Source organism: Algibacter luteus (assembly GCF_900141715.1).
Classification (GTDB): Bacteria; Bacteroidota; Bacteroidia; order Flavobacteriales; family Flavobacteriaceae; genus Arenitalea; species Arenitalea lutea.
This window is the reverse complement of record NZ_FQYK01000011.1, coordinates 24486-47388: the sequence shown is the minus strand read 5'-3', so window position 1 is coordinate 47388 and position 22903 is coordinate 24486. Positions and strand designations below refer to the sequence as shown.

20 protein-coding genes and 5 tRNA genes are annotated in these 22903 nt (G+C 33.4%); 1 reads left to right on the top strand and 24 read right to left on the bottom strand.

Annotated elements, in window-relative coordinates; translation table 11 throughout:
• Positions 1-88: 88 nt before the first annotated feature.
• The 23 genes from rpoC to BUA46_RS14445 all read right to left on the bottom strand — a co-directional run bounded on the left by rpoC (position 89) and on the right by BUA46_RS14445 (position 21590).
• Positions 89-4390 (bottom strand): DNA-directed RNA polymerase subunit beta', encoded by a 4302-nt coding sequence (rpoC, locus tag BUA46_RS14555; protein WP_019388706.1) that lies wholly within the window; start codon positions 4388-4390, stop codon positions 89-91.
• A 32-nt stretch (positions 4391-4422) separates the two neighbouring features.
• Positions 4423-8235 carry a DNA-directed RNA polymerase subunit beta gene (gene rpoB / locus BUA46_RS14550; RefSeq protein ID WP_019388705.1) on the bottom strand — a complete coding sequence of 1271 codons (3813 nt, stop codon included), beginning with the start codon at positions 8233-8235 and terminating at the stop codon, positions 4423-4425.
• Between the two features lie 124 nt (positions 8236-8359).
• Positions 8360-8737 carry a 50S ribosomal protein L7/L12 gene (gene rplL, locus BUA46_RS14545; RefSeq protein ID WP_019388704.1) on the bottom strand — a complete coding sequence of 126 codons (378 nt, stop codon included), beginning with the start codon at positions 8735-8737 and terminating at the stop codon, positions 8360-8362.
• Positions 8738-8801: 64 nt separating this feature from the next.
• Positions 8802-9323, bottom strand: a complete 522-nt coding sequence (gene rplJ, locus BUA46_RS14540; protein WP_019388703.1) for a 50S ribosomal protein L10 — start codon at positions 9321-9323, stop codon at positions 8802-8804.
• Between the two features lie 18 nt (positions 9324-9341).
• A complete protein-coding gene (rplA, locus tag BUA46_RS14535) occupies positions 9342-10034 on the bottom strand; it encodes a 50S ribosomal protein L1 (protein ID WP_019388702.1) in 693 nt (230 codons plus the stop codon).
• Positions 10035-10054: 20 nt separating this feature from the next.
• The gene (rplK, locus tag BUA46_RS14530; protein WP_019388701.1) at positions 10055-10492 is read right to left on the bottom strand and encodes a 50S ribosomal protein L11; all 438 of its coding nucleotides are present in this window, start codon (positions 10490-10492) and stop codon (positions 10055-10057) included.
• Positions 10493-10566: 74 nt separating this feature from the next.
• Positions 10567-11121: a transcription termination/antitermination protein NusG gene (gene nusG, locus BUA46_RS14525; protein ID WP_019388700.1), complete on the bottom strand. Its 555-nt coding sequence runs from the start codon at positions 11119-11121 to the stop codon at positions 10567-10569.
• A gap of 11 nt (positions 11122-11132) precedes the next feature.
• The gene (gene secE, locus BUA46_RS14520; RefSeq protein ID WP_019388699.1) at positions 11133-11330 is read right to left on the bottom strand and encodes a preprotein translocase subunit SecE; all 198 of its coding nucleotides are present in this window, start codon (positions 11328-11330) and stop codon (positions 11133-11135) included.
• A 47-nt stretch (positions 11331-11377) separates the two neighbouring features.
• Positions 11378-11450, bottom strand: a tRNA-Trp gene (locus BUA46_RS14515).
• A 64-nt stretch (positions 11451-11514) separates the two neighbouring features.
• On the bottom strand, positions 11515-12702 hold the full coding sequence (gene tuf / locus BUA46_RS14510; RefSeq protein WP_019388698.1) for an elongation factor Tu: 1188 nt from the start codon (positions 12700-12702) through the stop codon (positions 11515-11517).
• 68 nt (positions 12703-12770) lie between these two features.
• A tRNA-Thr gene (locus BUA46_RS14505) sits at positions 12771-12842 on the bottom strand.
• A gap of 94 nt (positions 12843-12936) precedes the next feature.
• Positions 12937-13009: transfer RNA gene (locus BUA46_RS14500), tRNA-Gly, on the bottom strand.
• A gap of 61 nt (positions 13010-13070) precedes the next feature.
• A tRNA-Tyr gene (locus tag BUA46_RS14495) sits at positions 13071-13152 on the bottom strand.
• A 32-nt stretch (positions 13153-13184) separates the two neighbouring features.
• A tRNA-Thr gene (locus BUA46_RS14490) sits at positions 13185-13258 on the bottom strand.
• 101 nt (positions 13259-13359) lie between these two features.
• Entirely contained in the window at positions 13360-13662 is a 303-nt protein-coding gene (hpf, locus tag BUA46_RS14485; RefSeq protein ID WP_019388697.1) for a ribosome hibernation-promoting factor, HPF/YfiA family, read from the bottom strand.
• A 35-nt stretch (positions 13663-13697) separates the two neighbouring features.
• A complete protein-coding gene (locus BUA46_RS14480) occupies positions 13698-14588 on the bottom strand; it encodes a tyrosine-type recombinase/integrase (RefSeq protein ID WP_019388696.1) in 891 nt (296 codons plus the stop codon).
• A gap of 149 nt (positions 14589-14737) precedes the next feature.
• Positions 14738-14932: a 30S ribosomal protein S21 gene (gene rpsU / locus BUA46_RS14475; RefSeq protein WP_019388695.1), complete on the bottom strand. Its 195-nt coding sequence runs from the start codon at positions 14930-14932 to the stop codon at positions 14738-14740.
• Positions 14933-15094: 162 nt separating this feature from the next.
• Entirely contained in the window at positions 15095-16264 is a 1170-nt protein-coding gene (locus BUA46_RS14470; RefSeq protein WP_019388694.1) for an acyl-CoA dehydrogenase family protein, read from the bottom strand.
• Positions 16265-17146 carry a ComEA family DNA-binding protein gene (locus BUA46_RS14465; protein ID WP_026010149.1) on the bottom strand — a complete coding sequence of 294 codons (882 nt, stop codon included), beginning with the start codon at positions 17144-17146 and terminating at the stop codon, positions 16265-16267.
• Between the two features lie 20 nt (positions 17147-17166).
• The gene (locus tag BUA46_RS14460; protein ID WP_019388692.1) at positions 17167-18870 is read right to left on the bottom strand and encodes an alanine/glycine:cation symporter family protein; all 1704 of its coding nucleotides are present in this window, start codon (positions 18868-18870) and stop codon (positions 17167-17169) included.
• Positions 18871-18978: 108 nt separating this feature from the next.
• Entirely contained in the window at positions 18979-19998 is a 1020-nt protein-coding gene (locus BUA46_RS14455) for a potassium channel family protein (RefSeq protein ID WP_019388691.1), read from the bottom strand.
• Entirely contained in the window at positions 19995-20222 is a 228-nt protein-coding gene (locus BUA46_RS14450; protein WP_019388690.1) for a PspC domain-containing protein, read from the bottom strand. The genes BUA46_RS14455 and BUA46_RS14450 overlap by 4 nt, the downstream gene beginning before the upstream one ends.
• A 90-nt stretch (positions 20223-20312) precedes the next feature.
• Positions 20313-21590, bottom strand: a complete 1278-nt coding sequence (locus BUA46_RS14445; RefSeq protein WP_019388689.1) for a DUF2851 family protein — start codon at positions 21588-21590, stop codon at positions 20313-20315.
• 67 nt (positions 21591-21657) lie between these two features.
• On the opposite strand from BUA46_RS14445, the gene BUA46_RS14440 reads away from it, so the two are divergent.
• Positions 21658-22053: a DUF2721 domain-containing protein gene (locus tag BUA46_RS14440; protein WP_019388688.1), complete on the top strand. Its 396-nt coding sequence runs from the start codon at positions 21658-21660 to the stop codon at positions 22051-22053.
• Here BUA46_RS14440 and BUA46_RS14435 read toward each other — a convergent pair.
• On the bottom strand, positions 22050-22901 hold the full coding sequence (locus BUA46_RS14435) for a sterol desaturase family protein (protein ID WP_019388687.1): 852 nt from the start codon (positions 22899-22901) through the stop codon (positions 22050-22052). The genes BUA46_RS14440 and BUA46_RS14435 overlap by 4 nt on opposite strands.
• Between the last annotated feature and the right edge of the window lie 2 nt (positions 22902-22903).

Sequence of the window (22903 nt, the reverse complement as noted above, 5' to 3'; positions counted from 1 at the left end):
AAGCCTTCAAGTATATTAAACATGAAGGCTTTTAGTTTTATAGATTCCCGCCTTCCTGCCTGCCGGCAGGCAGGCGCGGAAATAAAATTTAATTATAATTTAATTCTTGCTTTACTTGCATCATTTCATCAAACTCTTCTTTAGAGCCTACAATGATATCGGTATAATTTCTCATACCTGTACCTGCTGGAATTCTATGTCCAACAATTACATTTTCTTTCAAGCCTTCTAACGTATCAACTTTACCGGCAACTGCCGCTTCGTTAAGTACTTTAGTTGTTTCCTGGAACGATGCCGCAGAAATAAATGACTTGGTTTGAAGTGATGCTCTTGTAATACCTTGTAAAATAGGTGTAGCCGTTGCAGGCTTAGCGTCTCTTGCTACTACAAGTTGCTTATCTTCTCTACGTAAGATGGAATTCTCATCTCTTAAATCACGAGGTGAAATTATTTGTCCCGCTTTAAGATTTGCCGAATCTCCAGCATCTTCAATAACTTTCATTCCGAAGATTTCATCATTTTCTTTGATAAATTCATCTTTATGAGCTAATTGATCTTCTAAGAAGATAGTATCACCAGAATCAATAATCTTCACTTTACGCATCATTTGTCTAACAACTACTTCAAAGTGCTTATCATTAATTTTTACACCCTGTAAACGATAAACTTCTTGTACCTCGTTTACTAAGTATTGTTGAACAGCTGATGGTCCTTTAATATTTAAGATATCATCTGGAGTAATAGATCCGTCAGATAAAGGCATACCTGCTTTCACATAATCATTTTCTTGAACAAGAATTTGATTAGATAGTTTTACAAGATACTTTTTAACCTCTCCTAATTTAGATTCTACAACTATTTCGCGATTTCCTCTTTTAATTTTTCCGAAAGAAACAACACCATCAATCTCACTTACTACTGCAGGGTTAGATGGGTTACGCGCTTCAAACAACTCAGTTACACGAGGAAGACCACCTGTAATATCACCAGCTTTAGCAGATTTACGAGGTATTTTTACTAAAATTTTACCTATGTTAATCTTTTCGCCATCATCAATCATTAAGTGAGCCCCTACTGGTAAGTTGTACGAACGTACAGTTTCACCTTTAGAATCTTCGATATGTAAAGTTGGAATAAGCTTTTTGTTTCTAGATTCAGAAATTACCTTTTCTTGGAAACCTGTTTGCTCATCAATTTCTACTTGGTATGTTACACCTTGCTCGATGTTTTCATATTTAACTTTACCAGCAAATTCTGAAATAATAACACCGTTATATGGATCCCAAGTACAAACCACATCTCCTTTTGACAGTTCTTGACCGTTTTTAACCAAAATTGTCGAACCATAAGGAATGTTGTTGTTACTTAAAACAATACCTGTTTTCTTATCGGTAAGTTTAAGTTCAGATGTTCTTGAAATTACAATATCAATTGCTTTTCCGTCACTATCTTGACCTTTAACCGTTTTTAAATCTTCTATTTCAGCAATACCGTCAAACTTAACAGCTAACTTGTTATCTTCAGAAATGTTACCAGCAATACCACCTACGTGGAATGTACGAAGCGTAAGCTGTGTACCAGGTTCTCCAATAGATTGAGCAGCAACTACACCTACAGCTTCACCTCTTTGTACCATTTTACCGGTTGCAAGGTTACGACCATAACATTTAGCACAAATACCTTGTAAAGCTTCACAAGTTAATGCAGAACGAACTTCGATACTTTCAATAGGCGAATCTCCAATAGACTTGGCGATATCATCTTCTATTAATTGCCCAGAAGAAACTAATAATTCGTCAGTTAATGGATTATGCACATCATTTAATGATACACGACCAACGATTCTTTCTTCTAAAGTTTCAACAACTTCATCGTTCTTTTTTAATGGTTCAACTTCTACACCTCTTAACGTACCACAATCAACGCTATTTATAATAACATCTTGAGACACATCAACTAAACGACGTGTTAAGTAACCAGCATCTGCTGTTTTAAGTGCAGTATCCGCAAGACCTTTACGAGCACCGTGAGTAGAAATAAAGTATTCTAATATTGAAAGTCCTTCTTTAAAGTTAGAAAGAATTGGGTTTTCAATAATTTCTCCTCCACCTGCATTTGATTTTTTAGGTTTCGCCATTAATCCACGCATACCTGTAAGCTGACGAATCTGTTCTTTAGATCCACGAGCACCAGAATCAAGCATCATAAATACCGAGTTGAAACCTTGTTGGTCTTCACGAATACGTTTCATTGACAATTCAGTCAATTCTGCATTTGTTGAAGTCCATATATCAATAACTTGATTGTAACGCTCGTTATTAGTGATAAGTCCCATGTTATAGTTTCCAGTAATACCGTCAACTAATGTATTGGCTTTATCAATCATGCCTTGTTTTTCTGGCGGAATAATAATATCACCTAAACTAAATGATAAACCACCTTGGAATGCAAACTTAAATCCTAAAGTTCTAATACCATCTAAGAAATCTGCCGTTTCAGGAACAGAAGTTACTTTTAAAATTCTACCAATAATATCTCTTAAAGATTTCTTAGTAAGAACTTCATTTATATATCCAGCCGCTTGAGGTACATGTTGGTTAAATAATACTCTACCAACAGTTGTCTCAACTATCATTCTGTCTAACTTACCATTTTCATTAATGTCAATGGTACGTACTTTAATTCCGGCATTTAAATCTACTTTCTTCTCGTTAAAAGCAATTTCTACTTCTTCTGGAGAATAAAAAGTTAATCCTTCACCTTGCACGGGAACTTCTGGAGTAGACTTACGTAACTTAGTCATATAGTAAAGACCAAGTACCATATCTTGAGAAGGAACCGTTACTGGTGAACCATTTGCAGGGTTTAAGATGTTATGAGAAGCCAACATTAATAATTGACATTCTAGTATAGCTTCTGGCCCTAATGGTAAATGTACTGCCATCTGGTCACCATCAAAATCGGCATTAAATGCTGTACACACTAATGGGTGTAACTGTATCGCTTTCCCTTCAATTAATTTTGGTTGGAAAGCTTGAATACCTAAACGGTGTAATGTAGGCGCACGGTTTAGTAATACTGGATGTCCTTTAAGAACATTTTCCAAGATATCCCAAACTACAGGCTCTCTTTTATCTATAATTTTCTTTGCAGATTTTACTGTTTTTACAATACCTCTTTCAATTAATTTTCTAATTACAAAAGGCTTATAAAGTTCAGCTGCCATATTTTTTGGCAATCCACATTCAAATAATTTTAATTCTGGACCAACAACAATTACAGAACGTGCAGAATAATCAACACGCTTACCTAGTAAGTTTTGACGGAAACGCCCTTGCTTACCTTTAAGTGAATCTGATAATGATTTTAACGGTCTGTTAGAATCAGTTTTTACAGCAGATGATTTACGTGTGTTATCAAATAATGAATCTACAGATTCTTGTAACATACGTTTTTCGTTACGTAAAATTACTTCAGGAGCTTTTATCTCTACTAAACGCTTTAAACGGTTGTTACGGATAATTACACGACGATATAAATCATTTAAATCTGAAGTTGCGAAACGACCACCATCTAAAGGCACTAACGGACGTAATTCTGGCGGAATGATAGGAATAACCTTCATAATCATCCACTCTGGTCTGTTTTCTCTATTTTGATTTGACTCACGTAATGATTCAACAACTTGTAAACGTTTTAAAGCTTCTGTTTTACGTTGTTTAGACGTTTCAGTATTTGCTTTATGGCGTAACTCATATGATAACGCTTCTAAATCAATTCTCGCTAATAACTCAATTAAACATTCAGCACCCATTTTAGCTAAAAACTTATTAGGGTCTGAATCGTCTAGATATTGGTTATCTTGAGGAAGTTCTTCTAAAATATTTAAATATTCTTCTTCAGTTAAGAAATCCATTTTTTGTAATGGTTCTCCTTCTTCATTCTTAGCATTACCTGGTTGAATTACTACGTAACGTTCGTAGTAAATAATCATATCTAATTTCTTAGATGGTAATCCTAATAAATAACCAATTTTATTTGGTAACGAACGGAAGTACCAGATGTGTGCTACAGGAACAACAAGGTTAATGTGTCCTACTCTATCACGACGTACTTTCTTTTCTGTTACTTCTACACCACAACGGTCGCATACAATACCTTTGTAACGTATTCTTTTATATTTACCACAAGCACACTCATAATCCTTTACAGGACCAAAAATACGCTCACAGAACAAACCATCACGTTCTGGTTTGTGCGTTCGATAATTGATAGTTTCTGGTTTTAAAACTTCACCTCTAGATTCTGCTAAAATAGACTCTGGTGATGCTAAACCAATTGAGATTTTATTAAATCTCTTAACTGTATTTTTATCTTGTTTTCTTGCCATAATAAATGGTTGAAATGAATTTAATTAATTAACTACTCCTCTAATCTGATGTCTAGACCTAAACCTTTCAATTCGTGCATAAGTACGTTGAAAGATTCTGGTAAACCTGGATCAGGCATTGGTTCACCTTTTACGATTGCTTCGTAAGTTTTGGCTCTACCAATTACATCATCAGATTTTACAGTTAAAATCTCACGTAAGGTACTTGATGCTCCATAAGCTTCAAGTGCCCAAACTTCCATCTCACCAAAACGCTGACCACCAAATTGTGCTTTACCACCTAATGGTTGTTGTGTAATTAATGAGTAAGGTCCTATAGAACGTGCGTGCATTTTATCGTCAACCATATGTCCTAATTTCAACATATAGATTACACCAACTGTTGCTGGCTGATCAAATCTTTCACCTGTTCCACCATCGTATAGGTAAGTATGACCATATCTTGGAATTCCAGCTTCATCTGTAAATTCATTAATCTGATCGATAGTTGCTCCATCAAAAATAGGAGTCGCATATTTGCGATCTAATTTTTGACCTGCCCAACCTAATACAGTTTCATAAATCTGCCCAATGTTCATACGAGAAGGTACACCAAGTGGATTTAATACAATATCAACAGGCGTTCCATCTTCTAAGAACGGCATATCTTCTTGACGAACGATACGAGCTACAATACCTTTGTTACCGTGACGTCCTGCCATTTTATCTCCAACTTTTAGTTTACGTTTCTTAGCAATGTAAACCTTAGCTAATTTAATGATTCCTGCTGGTAACTCATCCCCTACTGAAATTGTAAATTTCTCACGACGTAAAGAACCCTGTAAATCGTTTTCTTTAATCTTGTAGTTATGAATTAAATCTGCTACCAATTGATTTGTATGATCATCTGTAGTCCATTTTCCAGATACTAAATGCGCATAATCATCAACAGCATTTAACATTTTAAGTGTGAATTTTTTACCTTTTGGTAATACTTCTTCACCTAAATCATTAAAAATACCTTGAGCTGTTTTCCCGTTAACGATATTGAAAAGTTTTTCGATTAAAACATCTTTCAACTCATCAAATTTTCTATCGTATTGAGCTTCTAAAGCAAGAATATCATCTTTATCTTGTGCTCTTTTACGTTTATCTTTTACGGCTCTTGCAAATAATTTTTTCTCAATTACTACACCGTTTAATGAAGGCGACGCTTTTAAAGAAGCATCTTTTACATCACCTGCTTTATCACCAAAGATAGCACGTAATAATTTTTCTTCTGGAGTTGGATCTGACTCTCCTTTTGGAGTAATCTTACCAATTAAGATATCACCTGGTTTAACTTCAGCACCAATACGAATCATTCCATTTTCATCAAGATCTTTAGTAGCTTCTTCTGAAACGTTAGGAATATCATTAGTTAACTCTTCGTTACCTAATTTTGTATCTCTTACTTCTAAAGAGTACTCATCTATATGGATTGATGTGAAGATATCTTCACGAACTACTTTTTCTGAAATTACAATTGCATCCTCAAAGTTATACCCTTTCCAAGGCATGAAGGCTACTTTCATATTTCTACCAAGTGCTAATTCACCTTTTTGAGTGGCATACCCTTCACATAGTACTTGACCTTTAGTTACTTTATCTCCTTTAACAACAATTGGTTTAAGATTGATAGAAGTACCTTGGTTCGTTTTTCTGAACTTAACTAATTGGTATGTTTTAATATCACTATCAAAACTAACTTTAGCCTCATCTTCAGTACGGTCGTATCTAATTTTGATTTCGTTTGCATCAACGTACAGAACTTCACCCGATCCTTCAGCGTTGATTAAAACACGAGAATCTGATGCTACTTGACGTTCTAAACCAGTTCCAACAATAGGTGCATCTACTCTTAATAAAGGTACAGCCTGACGCATCATGTTTGATCCCATCAATGCACGGTTTGCGTCATCATGTTCCAAGAAAGGAATCAGAGAAGCCGAAATTGATGAAATTTGATTAGGTGCAACATCCGTATAATGTAACTGATTAGGGTCGATAACTGGGAAGTCACCTTCCATTCTAGCAATTACCTTATCGTGTGTAATTTTACCTTTATCATCAACTTTAACCGTAGCTTGAGCAATCAATTTTTCTTCTTCCTCTTCAGCACTTAAGTAAATTGGCTCATTTTTAATATCAACTACACCATCTGTTACTTTTCTATAAGGTGTTTCAATGAATCCCATAGAGTTCACTTTAGCAAATACAGAAAGTGAAGAAATTAAACCAATATTTGGTCCCTCTGGTGTTTCAATAGGACAAAGTCTTCCGTAATGTGTGTAATGAACGTCACGTACCTCAAACCCTGCTCTCTCTCTTGATAAACCACCTGGTCCAAGAGCTGATAAACGACGCTTATGCGTAATTTCAGCTAAAGGATTGGTTTGATCCATAAACTGAGACAACTGGTTTGTACCAAAAAATGAGTTAATTACTGAAGACAAAGTCTTAGCATTAATCAAATCTATAGGTGTAAACACCTCATTATCTCGAACGTTCATACGCTCGCGAATAGTACGTGCCATACGCGCTAAACCAACTCCAAATTGTTGAGATAATTGCTCACCAACAGTTCGTACACGACGGTTTGATAAGTGATCAATATCATCAATCTCTGCTTTAGAATTGATAAGCTCGATTAAATATTTTATAATGGTAATGATATCTTCTTTGGTAAGCACTTGCTTGTCCATTCCAATATCAAGACCTAATTTTTTGTTCATTCTGTAACGCCCAACTTCACCTAAAGAATAACGTTGGTCTGAAAAGAATAATTTATCAATTATTCCACGAGCCGTTTCTTCATCAGGCGGTTCTGCATTACGTAATTGTCTGTAAATATGTTCAACAGCCTCTTTTTCAGAGTTTGTTGGATCTTTTTGAAGCGTATTGTGAATAATAGCATAATCACCTTGTTCTGTACCTTCTTTATGTAAAAGAATGGTTTTAACTTCAGCTTCAATAATTTCCTCAATATTTTCTTTATCTAGAACCGTATCACGATCAAGAACAATTTCATTACGCTCGATAGAAACTACTTCACCAGTATCTTCATCAACAAAGTCCTCGTGCCAAGTATTAAGTACACGTGCTGCTAATTTTCTTCCAGTATATTTCTTTAAACCAGATTTAGAAACTTTAATTTCTTCTGCTAAATCAAAGATTTCTAGAATATCCTTATCACGTTCAAAACCAATTGCACGGAAAAGTGTTGTAACTGGTAACTTCTTCTTTCTATCAATGTATGCGTACATCACTTGATTGATGTCCGTAGCAAACTCTATCCAAGATCCTTTAAAAGGAATTACTCTCGCTGAATATAATTTAGTACCATTAGCATGGTGTGATTGTCCAAAAAAGACTCCAGGTGAACGGTGTAATTGCGATACCACAACACGTTCAGCGCCATTGATTACAAAAGTACCACTAGGTGTCATGTAAGGAATAGTTCCTAAGTACACATCTTGAACAATGGTCTCGAAATCCTCATGTTCAGGGTCTGTACAATATAACTTTAACCTTGCTTTTAGTGGAACACTATAAGTTAACCCTCTTTCAATACACTCTTCAATAGTATATCTTGGTGGATCTACAAAGTAATCTAAAAATTCTAAAATGAATTGATTACGCGAATCTGTAATTGGAAAATTTTCCATGAAGGTATTGTATAAACCTTCATCACCTCTTTCTTCTGATTTTGTTTCCAATTGGAAAAAATCTTGAAAGGATTTAATTTGAATATCTAAGAAATCTGGATATTCTGTTCTATTTACAATAGAGGAGAAATTTAATCTTTCAGCTTGTGTTGACAACATCAATAGACGGAATTTTGATTAAAAAAAAATTGAATTTTGTATATAACTGTTATATACACAAAATGGTTTAGGTCTTGAAGACAACTCTCCAGACCTAAACCTTTATGTTCTTGAGTTATTAAGCTTACTTAAGCTCAACCTCAGCCCCAGCTTCTTCTAAAGATGCTTTTAAGCCTTCAGCTTCATCTTTAGAAACACCTTCTTTAATTGGGCTAGGTGCACCATCAACTAATTCTTTAGCTTCTTTTAAGCCAAGACCAGTTAATTCTTTTACTAGTTTTACAACAGCTAACTTAGAGCCACCTGCAGCTTTTAATATAACATCAAATTCAGTTTGAGCTTCAGCAGCGTCTCCACCACCAGCAGCAGGACCAGCAGCAACAGCTACAGCTGCAGCAGCAGGCTCAATACCATACTCATCTTTTAATATAGTAGCTAACTCATTTACTTCTTTTACTGTAAGGTTAACTAATTGTTCTGCGAAATCTTTTAAATCTGCCATTTTTCTATCGTTTTAATAAATTTTTAATAATAATATAATTGTAATAAGTGCGTACTTGTTAAGACTATCCTTCTTTTTCAGATAGTGTTTTAATAATTCCAGCTAATGTTCCGCCACTTGATTTAAGTGCTGAAACAACGTTTTTAGCAGGCGATTGTAGTAATCCTATAATCTCTCCTAATAACTCTTCTTTAGACTTGATATCAACTAACATGTCTAATTGATCGTCGCCAATATAAACTGTTTCCTCAATAAATGCTCCTTTTAATAAAGGCTTGTCTGATTTCTTACGGAAAGTTTTAATCAACTTAGCTGGTACATTACCAGTTTCAGAATACATTACAGATGTATTTCCTTTTAAAACTGTTGGAAGATCTCCAAACTCTCTGTCTGAAGCTTCCATAGCTTTTGCTAATAATGTATTTTTAACAACTGATAATTTTACGTTTGCTTTAAATGCAGCACGACGTAAATCTGAGGTTGTAGCGGCGTTTAATCCTGAAATATCGGTTAAATAGATATTTCCATTGTTAGCTAATTCTACAGTTAATTCCTCAATTACTTGTGATTTTTCTTGTCTTGTCATAATAAAAGTTTTAACTAATTAACCACCAACTTTAGGATCAACAGCTATACTAGGGCTCATAGTAGAAGACATAAAAATGCTTTTTACATATGTACCTTTTGCAGTTGTTGGTTTAAGTTTAACTAATGTTTGAATTAATTCTTGAGCGTTACCTTCAATTTTATCAGCACTAAATGATGCTTTACCAATTGCAGCATGAACGATACCAGTTTTATCAACTTTAAAGTCAATTTTACCAGCTTTTACTTCAGTAACTGCTTTAGCAACATCCATAGTTACTGTTCCAGTTTTTGGGTTTGGCATTAAACCACGAGGACCTAATACACGTCCTAAAGGACCTAATTTACCCATTACACTAGGCATAGTAATAATAACGTCAACATCTGTCCAACCATTCTTGATTTTCTCTAGATATTCATCTAATCCTACATAATCAGCTCCAGCTTCTTTAGCTTCTGCTTCTTTATCAGGAGTTACTAATGCTAAAACTTTCATGTCTTTACCAGTTCCGTGAGGTAATGAAACTACACCTCTCACCATCTGGTTGGCTTTACGTGGGTCTACACCTAAACGTATTGCTAAATCTACAGAGGCATCAAACTTAGTATTAGTAATTTCTTTTACTAATGCCGATGCTTCATTTAAAGAATATACTTTACCTTTTTCTATTTTCGCTAAAGCTTCTTTTTGCTTTTTTGTTAATCTTGCCATTTTATAATGTCTTTAATAGATTACGATGGGAATTGCCCAGTTACGGTTATACCCATTGATCTTGCTGTACCAGCAACCATTTTCATAGCAGATTCAACAGTAAATGCATTTAAATCTACCATTTTGTCTTCTGCAATAGTTTTAATCTGATCCCAAGATACTTTAGCTACTTTTTTTCGGTTTGGCTCTCCTGAACCTTTTTTAATTTTGCTCGCTTCTAATAATTGTACCGCTGCAGGAGGAGTCTTGATTACAAAGTCAAATGATTTGTCTTTATAAACAGTAATCACTACTGGTAACACTTTACCTGGTTTATCCTGTGTTCTCGCATTAAATTGCTTACAGAATTCCATAATGTTAACTCCAGCAGCTCCTAAAGCGGGTCCAACCGGTGGCGACGGATTCGCAGCACCTCCCCGAACTTGTAACTTAACTACTTTGCCAATTTCTTTTGCCATTTTTAATAATTTAGTTTGATATACTTCTAAATTTGGAAGCCTAGTAATACATCATTTATATAGTGTAACAATTATTATACTTTTTCAACTTGCATATAGCTTAGCTCTAATGGTGTTTTTCTTCCAAAAATCTTTACCATTACTTCTAGCTTACGCTTTTCTTCATTTATTTTTTCAATAGTACCATCAAATCCATTAAACGGACCATCAATAACTTTTACAGTTTCACCTTTAGTAAAAGGTATCGCTACATTAGCACTTTCTTCTACAGATAATTCATCAACTTTACCTAACATTCTGTTTACTTCAGATTGTCTTAATGGTACAGGGTCTCCACCTTTTGTTTCCCCTAAAAACCCAATTACATTTGTAACCGATCTTATGATATGAGGAACTTCACCAGTTAGATTTGCTTGTATCATGATATATCCAGGAAAAAACGTTTTTTCTTTCTGAATTTTCTTTCCGTTACGGATTTGTATCACCTTTTCTGTTGGAACAAGAACCTGATCAACATAATCTTGTAAACCTAAACGAGCAATTTCATTCTCGATATACGTTTTGATTTTGTTTTCTTGACCACTTACGGCTCGAACAACATACCATTTTTTTTCACTTACTTCAGACATAAATTCTTCTTTTAACCGTTAATCCATTGAAAGTAAGTTGCTATAACTTTACTGAATACTGTATCTACACCCCAAATAGCAAGGGAAAATATAATTGAAAATACAGCAACTAAAACTGTTAAACTTTGTGCTTCTGCCCATGTTGGCCAAGACACATTATTTTTTAGTTCTCCGAATGATTCTTTTATATAATTTACAATTCCAGCCATGTTCTTATTTTTTATTCCAATTTGAAATGATACTCAAATTACTATTGCACGGGTTGAGAGACTCGAACTCCCGACACCTGGTTTTGGAGACCAGTGCTCTACCAACTGAGCTAAACCCGTAAATATAAGGGAAGGTATTCCGAAAAAAACGGAATACCTTAACTTAATATTTATTTAAACTGTATTAGTCTAATATCTCAGTTACCTGACCTGCACCAACTGTTCTACCTCCTTCACGGATAGCGAAACGTAAACCTACGTTCATTGCAATTGGTTGAATTAACTCAACAGTAATAGTTAAGTTATCTCCAGGCATAACCATTTCAACTCCATCAGGTAAAGCAATGTTACCAGTTACGTCAGTTGTACGTACGTAGAACTGTGGACGGTAGTTATTATGGAATGGAGTATGACGTCCACCTTCTTCTTTTTTAAGGATATAAACCTCAGCTTTGAATTTAGCATGTGGTGTTACTGAACCTGGTTTAGTAATAACCATACCTCTTGAGATTTGAGATTTCTCAATACCTCTTAATAAGATACCAGCATTATCACCAGCCTCACCTCTATCTAAAATTTGACGGAACATTTCGATACCAGTAATAGTAGAAGTTAATTTCTCTGCACCCATACCAATAATTTCTACAGGATCTCCAGTATTAGCAACACCAGTCTCAATACGACCAGTTGCTACAGTACCACGACCAGTAATAGAAAATACATCTTCGATAGGCATTAAGAAAGGCTTATCCATATCACGAACTGGCTCTTCAATCCACTCATCACAAGCTTTCATTAATTCTAAAACTGTATCAACCCACTTTTGCTCACCATTAAGTGCACCTAAAGCAGAACCTGAAATTACAGGACCATTATCTCCATCATATTCATAGAAGTTTAATAAATCTCTAACTTCCATGTCTACTAATTCTAATAACTCTTCATCATCAACCATATCTACTTTGTTTAAGAAAACAACGATACGTGGAATTCCTACTTGACGACCTAATAAGATGTGCTCACGAGTTTGAGGCATAGGACCATCAGTTGCAGCAACAACTAAAATAGCACCATCCATTTGTGCAGCACCAGTTACCATGTTCTTTACGTAATCCGCGTGACCTGGACAGTCAACGTGAGCATAGTGACGATTTGCTGTTTGATATTCAACGTGAGAAGTATTAATTGTTATACCTCTTTCTTTTTCTTCTGGAGCATTATCAATTTGATCAAATGATCTTGCTTCTGAGTAACCTGCATCAGCTAATACTTTAGTAATAGCAGCAGTTAAAGTTGTTTTACCGTGATCTACGTGTCCAATTGTACCAATATTTAAATGTGGTTTTGAACGATCGAAAGTTGCCTTTGCCATGTTTTTTAAATAATTTTAATCTTAGTTATATAATAATATTAGTGTATTCTAAATTTCTCTAAAAATAGAGCCAATGACGAGATTTGAACTCGTGACCTCTTCCTTACCAAGGAAACGCTCTACCCCTGAGCTACACCGGCGTAAAGTTTTTATTTCCTATTCTCTCAAAACCAATCTTTTTCAAGATTTAAGCTAATATGAAAGAAGAGATTCCTGCCTTCGCAGGAATTTTAGAGCGGGAGACCGGGTTCGAACCGGCGACATTCAGCTTGGAAGGCTGACGCTCTACCAACTGAGCTACTCCCGCAATTTTTTGATAAATGCTTATTTATCAGGTTTTCAAAATATACAAAAAACTAAAAAAGTTGTGGGGAGAGCAGGATTCGAACCTGCGAAGACGTAGTCAGCAGATTTACAGTCTGCCCTCGTTGGCCGCTTGAGTATCTCCCCAATTTACTTATTTCATTTTTTTTAAGAACTTGAGCCGATGGAGGGACTCGAACCCACGACCTGCTGATTACAAATCAGCTGCTCTAGCCAGCTGAGCTACATCGGCGTTTTTTATACTTTTGGCGCATAAAAAAAGCCCGTTATTTCTAACGGACTGCAAATGTATAGATTTTTTATTTTATTCAAAACATTTTTTGAGAATTTTTATTATAAATGTGCTCTTAATTTCTCTTTTCTCTTTTTTAATTGTCTTTCTAACGATGCAACTGCCATATCTGTACCTTCTTCAAAGGATTTACATTGCTTTTTAACTACCAAGCTATCTCCTGGAACACTAACTCTTGCTTCGAAAATTTTATTTTGTTTATCGCTTGTGTTTTCAACTTTTAAAAAAACATCAGATTTAATAACTTTATCATAAAACAAATCTAATTTATCCATTCGTTTTTGAATAAAATCAATCAATTTTTGGTCTGCATTAAAATTTACTGATTGGGTGTTTACTTTCATCTGTTTACTTTTTTGGTTAGACTTTATTACAACTACTATTTTTTACTTCTTGGATGTGCATCAATATGCACTTTTTTTAATTCTGCAATACTATTATGTGTATAAACTTGTGTTGCAGCTAAACTTGAATGTCCTAAAAGCTCCTTAACAGCATTTAAATCGGCACCTTGGTTTAACAAATGTGTAGCGAAGGAGTGCCTCAAAATATGTGGACTCTTCTTTACCTTTGAAGATGCCTTACTAAAATACTCATTTATTATTCTGTAGACAAGTGTTTCATATATTTTAACGCCTTTTTTCGTCAAAAAAAGATATTCCTTATCAACAATCTTATCCAATTGTAATCTTGCTTCTAAGTATTTAATAGCTGTTTGATGCACTGATTTTATTAACGGTATAATACGTTCTTTATTTCTTTTACCTAATACTTTTAACGTATTTTTATGTAAATCTAAGCTCGATAATTTAAGTTCAACCAATTCAATTCTTCTTATACCAGTAGAATAAAAAAGTTCAATTATAAATTTATCTCTTAACCCCTCAAAATCATCGGCAAAATTTAAGTCGTTTAAAACGTCTTTAATTTCTTCTTCAGAAAAAGGTACCTGAATTTTTTTACTCGTTTTTAATGCTTTGTGTTTTGCTAACGGGTTTAACTTAATATCGCCTGTTTTTAAAAGAAATTTATAATATGAATTTAAAGCTGATATTTTTCTATTAATTGTACGGTTAGAAAGTTCATTTTCTACAAGGATTACAATCCAGCTTCGTATTTGCGAATAATTAACTTGATTTATAGAAGCAGTATTGAATTCAACTTTTATAAATTCTGAGAAATCATTTAAATCATTTTGATAAGCTTTAACAGTAAGCTTCGAATAGTTTTTTTCCAATAAGAGGTAATCCAGAAATGATTTAAAAGTCATCTTACATATGTTAAAGATTTAAAGTTAGAAGTTATTAGTTAAAACGACAAGTTTAATTACTTTAATGTAGTTATTCCACAATTATCAATACAAAAAAATCCCGCAAAATGCGGGATTTTTATATTCTTAATAAATCAAATCATTTAAGATTAGATGTTTTCTGCATCTCTTAATGATTGAATGTATTGTGCTTTTTGAACTTGAGCTCTACGAGCTACTGAAGGCTTTGTAAACTGCTTACGTTCTTGCAACTGATTTTTAATAGTTGTTCTAACAAACTTACGCTTGTAACGCTTTAACGCTCTATCTATATTTTCTCCTTCTTTAACTGGAATTATTAACATAGTGTCTTAACCTCCTCTCTTTTAGAAATTTCTGGCTGCAAATATAAAACTATTTTGGAATTACAAAAACACCTTTTAAAGTTTTTTTTAAATTAAGGATGTAATACTTTTCAAGTATTGTTTTAGCTAATTGTGATACAATTTTCGCCAAAATAATATAAGTTATTTAGTTGCTGGTCGATATTCTTTTTTATCTATTATTATTTTAGCGATAATCTCTCTTAAGATTTCTGAAGTGCCACCACCAATTGGTCCTAGTCTGCTATCTCTTAACAACCTTGCCATAGGGTATTCTTCCATATAACCATATCCACCTAAAAACTGAAGACATTGATAAATAACCTCATCGGCCATTTTTGTAGACTTTAATTTAGACATTGTTGCTTCTTTTACAACATATTCGCCTTTATCTAATCTTGTTGCTACATTATAATTGAAAACTTTACAGATTTCCATTTCGGTATATAAATCAGCAATACTATGTCTAAGGGCTTGAAACTTATCGATTGTTTTTCCAAAAGCTTGACGCTCACTCATATATTTTAAAGCATATTCAAGCGCATATTCTGCCCGGGCATGAGCATTAATACCCATGATTAGACGTTCCAATGAAAAATGCTCCATAATATAAGAAAAACCTTTATTCTCTTCGCCTAAACGATTTGTAATTGGAATTTTAACATTATCAAAAGCAATTTCGCCAGTATCAGAAGCGTTCCAACCTAATTTTTTTAGTTTGGTTGCCGATACACCATTCATGGTTCTATCTAAAACAAATATGCTTATACCTTTATTACCAAGTTCTGGATTTGTTTTTGCAGCAACCACTAAATAATCACTACTCACCCCATTAGTAATAAATGTTTTCGAACCATTAATAATATAGTGGTCATCTTTTTTTACTGCTGTTGTACGCATACCTGCCACATCACTTCCTCCAAAGGGTTCAGTAATACAAAGACATCCTATTTTATCTCCAGTTATACTTGGAGCTAAATATTTTTCTTTTATAGCCTCATCTCCTTCAGCATTTAAATGCGTCATAGCTAAATAGGCATGTGCCCAAATTGCTGCAGCGAAACCACCAGAATTTATTTTTTGAAGTTCTTCAAGAAGAATAACAGTATAGAATAAATCTAAATTCATTCCACCATAGGCTTCTGGATAATTGATTCCGAAGAAACCCATGTCTCCAAATTTTTTCCAAATAAACCGGTCGATAGATCCGGTTTCTTCCCATTTTTCAATATGCGGTACAACCTCTTTCTGTAAAAAGTCTTGAATACTTTTTCTAAAAAGCTGATGTTCTTCAGTGAAGTACATGTTATTCATTTATTTTTCTTTTTCGAAGTGCAAATATAATTCAATTATCTTTATTTTATTTAAAGGGAAGTCTTTTACTTTAGTTAATTCCTCAATTGAATTGAAACCCTGTCTTAATTTTCGTTGCTCAATAATATTATAGGCTAATTCGTAATCTATATGAGGAATCTTAACTAATTCATTACTTGAAGCCTTATTTACGTTTATTTTATTAACTGAATTTGGTGTTTTAACAGTAAATTGATTTGTAATTTTTTCAATTAATTCTGGTGTAAGACCATATATATCTTCGAGTTGAACATCTGCAATAAAACCACCTTTTAGTTTATTTCGATATTTAATAATGCGTTCTGAAAAGGTTTTGCCTATACCATTTATATTTTGAAGGTCTTGTGCTGTTGCTGTATTCAAATCTTGTTTTTGTGCATATGTCTTAGGTTTATTATTCGAAGATGTTAGAAACCGTTCTTTTGAAGGTTTAGAACTTGTAACCCATTCTGGAAATTTAAAATACACAGAAAGTGCTGCCAACAGTGAATCTGATACTTGAGTAACTTCTTGAAATTGTTCAGCAGTATTTATCCATTTATTTTGATTTCTAAACCTTAATAATCTATCAATTTCTTCATTAGTCATTCCTAATGAAGCACCTTTAAAATCGGTTAAATAATTAGGGTTAAATGGATATATTTTAGGTACTCTTTCTTGTAACTCAATTATTTTTAAAGAATCAATTTCTTTAATGAATTCTGAAAGTTGTTGTTCATCAACTGAAACTTCTTCCGAAGTAAAATCGACAAAAAAGTAAATACATTGAAAGGTAATTATGAGGGTTAACATTAAAAAAATCCCATTACGTTGTTGTTTAGTAAACGTGAATTGGGATTTCATTTGTTATAGTTTTTGTTTATTTAGTTATCTATTGCTTCCTTTTTAAGGTTAATAGCATCAAGATAGCGCTTTAATTGTCGCTTAACAACTGGGAACAACAGGAACAGACCAACCATGTTTGGGAAAATCATGGCAAAAATCATGGCATCTGAGAACGACCAAATAGAGTTCATACTTGCCGCTGCACCAATTACTACGAAAGTTAAAAATAAAAGTTTATAGATTAAATCGGCTGTTTTTCCTCTACCGAAAAGAAATTTCCAAGATTGTAAGCCATAGTAAGACCAAGAAATCATTGTTGAAACCGCAAATAAAACTACAGCAATGGTTAAAAACACATTTGAATATGGAATATATTGTGCAAATGCTTTAGATGTAATTCCTGCGCCTTCAAAAGGCATACCATCAATAAAAACAACTCCAGATCCATCGCCACCGTATTCGAAGAAACCTCCAAAGTTAAATATAACAATTACTAAAGCTGTCATGGTACAAATTACCACTGTATCAATAAACGGCTCTAGTAAAGCCACTAAACCTTCACTGGCTGAGTATTTTGTTCTTACTGCAGAATGAGCAATAGATGCTGAACCTGCACCTGCTTCGTTTGAAAAGGCAGCACGTTGAAATCCTACCAACAATACCCCAATTAACGAACCTACTCCAAAAGCTGTTGGACTAAAAGCTTCTTCAACTATTAGACCAATTGCATCATCAATTAAGCTAAAATTACTTAGGATAATATAAACACATGCAACTATATACATTAAGGCCATGAAAGGCACTACTTTTTCGGTTACCGATGCAATACGTTTAATTCCACCAATGATAATTACCCCAACCAAAACAGCCAACACCAAACCAACAATGGCTCCTGCCGCTGTACTTTCCCATTCGAAAAGTTCTTTTATCACGATAGTGGCTTGATTAGATTGTGCCGCATTACCTCCACCAAAAGAACCTCCTATACAGAAAACAGCAAATATTCCTGCTGCTATTTTACCAAAAGTTTTAAATCCTTTGGCTTTAAGACCTTTACTTATATAATACATAGGGCCACCGTATACTGTTCCATCTTCACCAACATCTCTGTATTGTACCCCTAAAGTACACTCCACAAACTTTGTAGACATTCCTAATAAACCACAAACAATCATCCAGAATGTTGCGCCTGGTCCTCCTAGAGCAATTGCCAATGCCACACCAGCAATATTACCATTACCTACAGTTCCAGAAACAGCGGTTGCCAATGCTTGAAAATGCGAAACTTCACCTTCAGAACTTTCATCTCTTATGGTATCAACAATATCGCCATCAATGGCTAAATCGGTTTTAAGATTCTCAATATGTTCCTCGATATCTACATTTGAGAGGTCTTGACCCTGTGCAATACCATCTTCTCCATAAAGTTCTTTAGCACCATGTTTTTCAATATCTTCATACTTCCCTCTTACCGTATTAATAGCTGTCCAGAAATATCTAACATTTGGAAACCCAAAATAAATTGTAAAAAACAATGCACTACCAACTAATAGTAATAATACAAATGGAATAGTATAAACCCCATCATCGTAAATTGGAAAAAAAATTACATCTGTAAAAAATTGAGCTACGGGAGCAAATGCTTGATCTATTTTTTGGTCTAAACCTATTTCGGAAGTTTCTTGAGCAAATATTAAAAATGGAAATATTAAAGTGAGCACTGAAAGAAGATATTTCTTCATAGGAAAATTATGTTAGTTAGTTTTTATTGAAAGATTCTTATTAAAAGGTAGCAAGATGCTAAAAAAAAATCATTTTTTAAAACAATGGTTGTTAAAATAGCATAATCGTTAATCGATATCGTACTCTGTATTTAAGGCTTCAATTTGTTCTGGACGACCTAGAACGATAATTTTCGAATGTCTTGCCAATTTTAATTCTGCCCCAGGATTTACAATATATTCACCATTTTCATCTTTATAGCCTATTACGGTGCATCCGGTTTTTTTTCTTAGATCTAAATCCTTAATAGTTTTAGGTGTTTTTGAATTATAAAATTTTTCAACAGCAACTTCTTCAATATTTATATCAGACTTACCAACTATTGATAGATTATCAATAAACTCCATTAAACCAGGGACAACAACTAATGATGCCATATGATCGCCTCCAATTTTATCTGGTAAAATAACATTATTGGCTCCCGCGAACTTTAACTTATCATAAGATGATTCGTTTGAAGCACGACTAATTATATTTATTTTTTTATTCAGTTGTCTTGTTGAAAGAACCACAAATAAATTATCGGCATCGTTTGGTAATGCCGAAATAAAACAGGAAGCTCTATCAACTCCTGCTTGAATTAAGGTTTCATCTTCATTAGCATTTCCAATGACATAGGGAACTTCATCCAATTTTAAACGGTCTTCTAATTCTTTATTCTTTTCAACGACAACAAACTGTTTATTGTATGCCATGAGCTTTCTTGCTGCTTGCTTACCGTTTCTTCCGTAGCCACAAATTACAATGTGATTCTTGAAATTATCAATATCCTTTTGCATCTTTTTTTGTTTTAATTCGTCTAGGTCATTTTTACTTAAAATGTATTCTGTAATTATAGATAAGGCATAACCTACTATAACTACACTCGCTAAAATTAAAAATATGGTAAATATTTTAGATTGATCATCCAATGGCACCACTTCTCCAAAACCCACCGTGGTCATGGTTATAACGGTCATATACAAAGCATCGATCCAGGTGTAACCAGAAATCATTTTATAACCAGTAACTCCAATAAGTAATAGTGCAGCCAATAACAAAACGGCTGTATATATTTTTGTTCTAAAAAACTGTACAAGTTGGTTCATAAATCAAAAACCGATGAGCGTTTTGTATAAACTAAATCTTTAATGCGCATCCAAAATGCTAAAAACAAATAAAGTGCAAAACCAAAACCAAGAGTAACGAAAGTTAAATACATGAATGATGTTCTTACCACTTTAGCTCTTATCCCAAGCCTCTCTGCAATACGTTGGCACACGTAATAACCATGTTTTTGGAAAAATAATAGAGGTTTATAAATATTATTCATGCTGCAATTTAACTATAAATTTAATATTAGTTATTTAAATAATCTTACAATTTAAAGTGATTGTAAATTTATTCATTTTTATCTGTTTTATTAAGCATTCGCTGAAATAAGAGAATTCCCAATAGCACATTGTAAACATTTATTTTTATCGCAATACTCTGATTTAAGTTGTATGAGTGCTTGAGAATGTAATGACGAATTTGAAACCTTTTTCAAATTGTTAAACGCTTTAATTATGTTGTTTTTTTCTGAAGTAATAGAAGTTGCTAGTTTTATTATTTCATTATCTATTTCTTCTCCTTTTTGTTTAGCATAGCTGAACTTTAAAGGCAGAATTGTATTGATTAACAATAAATCTACAAATGACTTTGTAAGTGTTTTTTTTGAAGTTTTTGACTTTTTTTGAAACGTATAATGAGATTCCCAAAACTTAGAAGTTGATACTTTAAACAACTCATAAAATTCTTCCAGTTTTTTTATCTCGATGATTTTTGAAAATAAATTTTGATTTGTGCCATATAAACTTGCCAGTTGAGATAACCTTATGGTTGGAAAATTAGGCGGTCTTAATCTAAAAAACTGTAGGGGCAGCACTTGAGTATTATTTAGATTAAATTTTAGCTTTAGAAATTCATATTCTTTTTTTAAACTTAGATGGTAGGCATCTTCTACATCTTGTTCAAGTAAACCCGATTGTCCAAGTAACAATGCTTCTAAAACTAGAGGAGTATTTCGTGTTTTTCTAATAATTGAAAAATCGATGGATTGGGCTAAACTAAAAAATGACTCACCATTAACTTTTAATCCGAAATTTCTAGTCAACATTTTAAACAAAACAGCTTCCCAATCGTTTTTTGATCCTGCTAAAAGGGTTTCAATGTTTTTAGATTTTCGTTCTAACCGTTCAAAGTATAGACGCTCAAGCCAATTATCTAAAATAAAACTATCTATTATTGCAAAATCGTTTTCACAATTAATCCATTTGTTTTGTTTCGCAAATAACCTTTCAAAATTGTGCAATAAACCATCATCAACAATATTTTTGAGCTCTAAAGTTGGTATAACGCTATTGTCTTTCCTGAAAACTTCAGTGTCATCTTCCCAAACCACATGTAAAATGACATTATCATAGGCTTTATCTTGTTCATGATTATGCAAAAACCAATCAGAAGATTTGATATGAATTTCAACATTTCCAGCCCAAAGCTGATTTCCTATTTTAAGTTGTGCATTAAAAAAATCTGGACCTGAATTATAGTTATGCTGTCCAACGGAATTAATTACGACAGGCGCTCCGTTAACAGTTTTTAAATTATTTACTCCTATTTTTTTATGTTTCCAGATGTAATGTAGGAAGTCTTCTTGCATGCATCTAAAATAGAAAATATTACGCTTTTTTATTTGATGTTGTTGAAATTTAAAAGAAATTTGAACTATGGAAGAACTTACACTTACAACACCTGCACTTTTATTCTCTGCTATTTCCTTGATAATGCTAGCTTACACCAATAGATTTATAGCTTATGCTGCTATAATAAGAAACTTACATGACAAATATTTACAACAGAAAGACGAGCGATTAATAAAACAAATAAAAAACTTAAAACAACGCCTATACTTGACTCAAGCCATGCAAATAACTGGTATAAGCAGCTTGTTACTTTGTGTACTCACCATGTTTTTAATTTATGTGAAACAACCTATTGTTGCTATTTGGGTTTTTGGAGCAGCTCTTATTTTATTGATTATTTCTTTAGCACTTTTAATCAAAGAAATTAAAATCTCTGTTAAGGCTTTAGAGCATCATATTAGCGATATTGAAAATAGCTAATCTTCATTAGTAGTTACAGCTTCATACGATGTTGGCTTTTGATACTTTTGAAACGGTTGTTTCAGTAAATCTTTAATATTGCTGTTTTCTTCTTCATTAGGAAACACATCAACGCCATAAATTATTTTATCTGGATCTAATTCCATGTAAGTTCCAAGAAGTCTATCCCATACCGAAAAAATATTTCCGTAGTTAGAATCTGTATATGGCATTTTATAATGATGGTGCACTTTATGCATGTTAGGAGATACTAACACATAACTTAACCATTTATCAACCTTTCTTGGAAGTTTAATATTGGAATGACTGAATTGTGTGGCGACAATAGACATAGATTGATATAACATGACTATCCCAATAGGCGCTCCAATTGCAAAAACCCCTAATAAAGTAAATAAATATCGAATAACACTCTCAATAGGATGATGTCTGTTTGCTGTTGTAGCATCTACTTTATGATCGGAATGATGAACCAAATGCACCATCCACAATGGTGGTACTTTATGCTCAATTAAATGCGGTAAATAAGCTCCGAAAAAATCCATTAAAAAGACACCTAATAATACATACAACCAAAGCGCCATTTCTGGCAACCAATTTAAAATCCCGAAATTATTAGTCATTACCCAATCGGCAGAATATAATAACAAAAATGCCATAGGAAGATTTACGGCAATTGTTGTAATTGTGAAAAATATATTAGGTACTGCATGTTTCCACTTTTTATAATTGAAATTTACTAAAGGCATTGCGCCTTCTAAAATCCAGAAAAAGGTTAATCCTGCCACAATAATAATCCCTCTATGTAACGGTGGTATGGTCTCAAAATAGTTTAAAATAGTCTCCAAAA

What these genes read in the sequence shown, in the direction of transcription:
- BUA46_RS14460 (WP_019388692.1), bottom strand. Translation starts at nt 18,870, where the DNA reads ATGAAGAAATATCTTCTTTCAGTGCTCACTTTAATATTTCCATTTTTA.
- nusG (WP_019388700.1), bottom strand. Translation starts at nt 11,121, where the DNA reads ATGTCTGAAGTAAGTGAAAAAAAATGGTATGTTGTTCGAGCCGTAAGT.
- rpsU (WP_019388695.1), bottom strand. Translation starts at nt 14,932, where the DNA reads ATGTTAATAATTCCAGTTAAAGAAGGAGAAAATATAGATAGAGCGTTA.
- BUA46_RS14445 (WP_019388689.1), bottom strand. Translation starts at nt 21,590, where the DNA reads ATGCAAGAAGACTTCCTACATTACATCTGGAAACATAAAAAAATAGGA.
- secE (WP_019388699.1), bottom strand. Translation starts at nt 11,330, where the DNA reads ATGGCTGGAATTGTAAATTATATAAAAGAATCATTCGGAGAACTAAAA.
- BUA46_RS14470 (WP_019388694.1), bottom strand. Translation starts at nt 16,264, where the DNA reads ATGAATAACATGTACTTCACTGAAGAACATCAGCTTTTTAGAAAAAGT.
- rplK (WP_019388701.1), bottom strand. Translation starts at nt 10,492, where the DNA reads ATGGCAAAAGAAATTGGCAAAGTAGTTAAGTTACAAGTTCGGGGAGGT.
- BUA46_RS14480 (WP_019388696.1), bottom strand. Translation starts at nt 14,588, where the DNA reads ATGACTTTTAAATCATTTCTGGATTACCTCTTATTGGAAAAAAACTAT.
- tuf (WP_019388698.1), bottom strand. Translation starts at nt 12,702, where the DNA reads ATGGCAAAGGCAACTTTCGATCGTTCAAAACCACATTTAAATATTGGT.
- hpf (WP_019388697.1), bottom strand. Translation starts at nt 13,662, where the DNA reads ATGAAAGTAAACACCCAATCAGTAAATTTTAATGCAGACCAAAAATTG.
- rplJ (WP_019388703.1), bottom strand. Translation starts at nt 9,323, where the DNA reads ATGACAAGACAAGAAAAATCACAAGTAATTGAGGAATTAACTGTAGAA.
- BUA46_RS14440 (WP_019388688.1), top strand. Translation starts at nt 21,658, where the DNA reads ATGGAAGAACTTACACTTACAACACCTGCACTTTTATTCTCTGCTATT.
- BUA46_RS14455 (WP_019388691.1), bottom strand. Translation starts at nt 19,998, where the DNA reads ATGAACCAACTTGTACAGTTTTTTAGAACAAAAATATATACAGCCGTT.
- rpoB (WP_019388705.1), bottom strand. Translation starts at nt 8,235, where the DNA reads ATGTTGTCAACACAAGCTGAAAGATTAAATTTCTCCTCTATTGTAAAT.
- BUA46_RS14465 (WP_026010149.1), bottom strand. Translation starts at nt 17,146, where the DNA reads ATGAAATCCCAATTCACGTTTACTAAACAACAACGTAATGGGATTTTT.
- rpoC (WP_019388706.1), bottom strand. Translation starts at nt 4,390, where the DNA reads ATGGCAAGAAAACAAGATAAAAATACAGTTAAGAGATTTAATAAAATC.
- BUA46_RS14450 (WP_019388690.1), bottom strand. Translation starts at nt 20,222, where the DNA reads ATGAATAATATTTATAAACCTCTATTATTTTTCCAAAAACATGGTTAT.
- rplA (WP_019388702.1), bottom strand. Translation starts at nt 10,034, where the DNA reads ATGGCAAGATTAACAAAAAAGCAAAAAGAAGCTTTAGCGAAAATAGAA.
- rplL (WP_019388704.1), bottom strand. Translation starts at nt 8,737, where the DNA reads ATGGCAGATTTAAAAGATTTCGCAGAACAATTAGTTAACCTTACAGTA.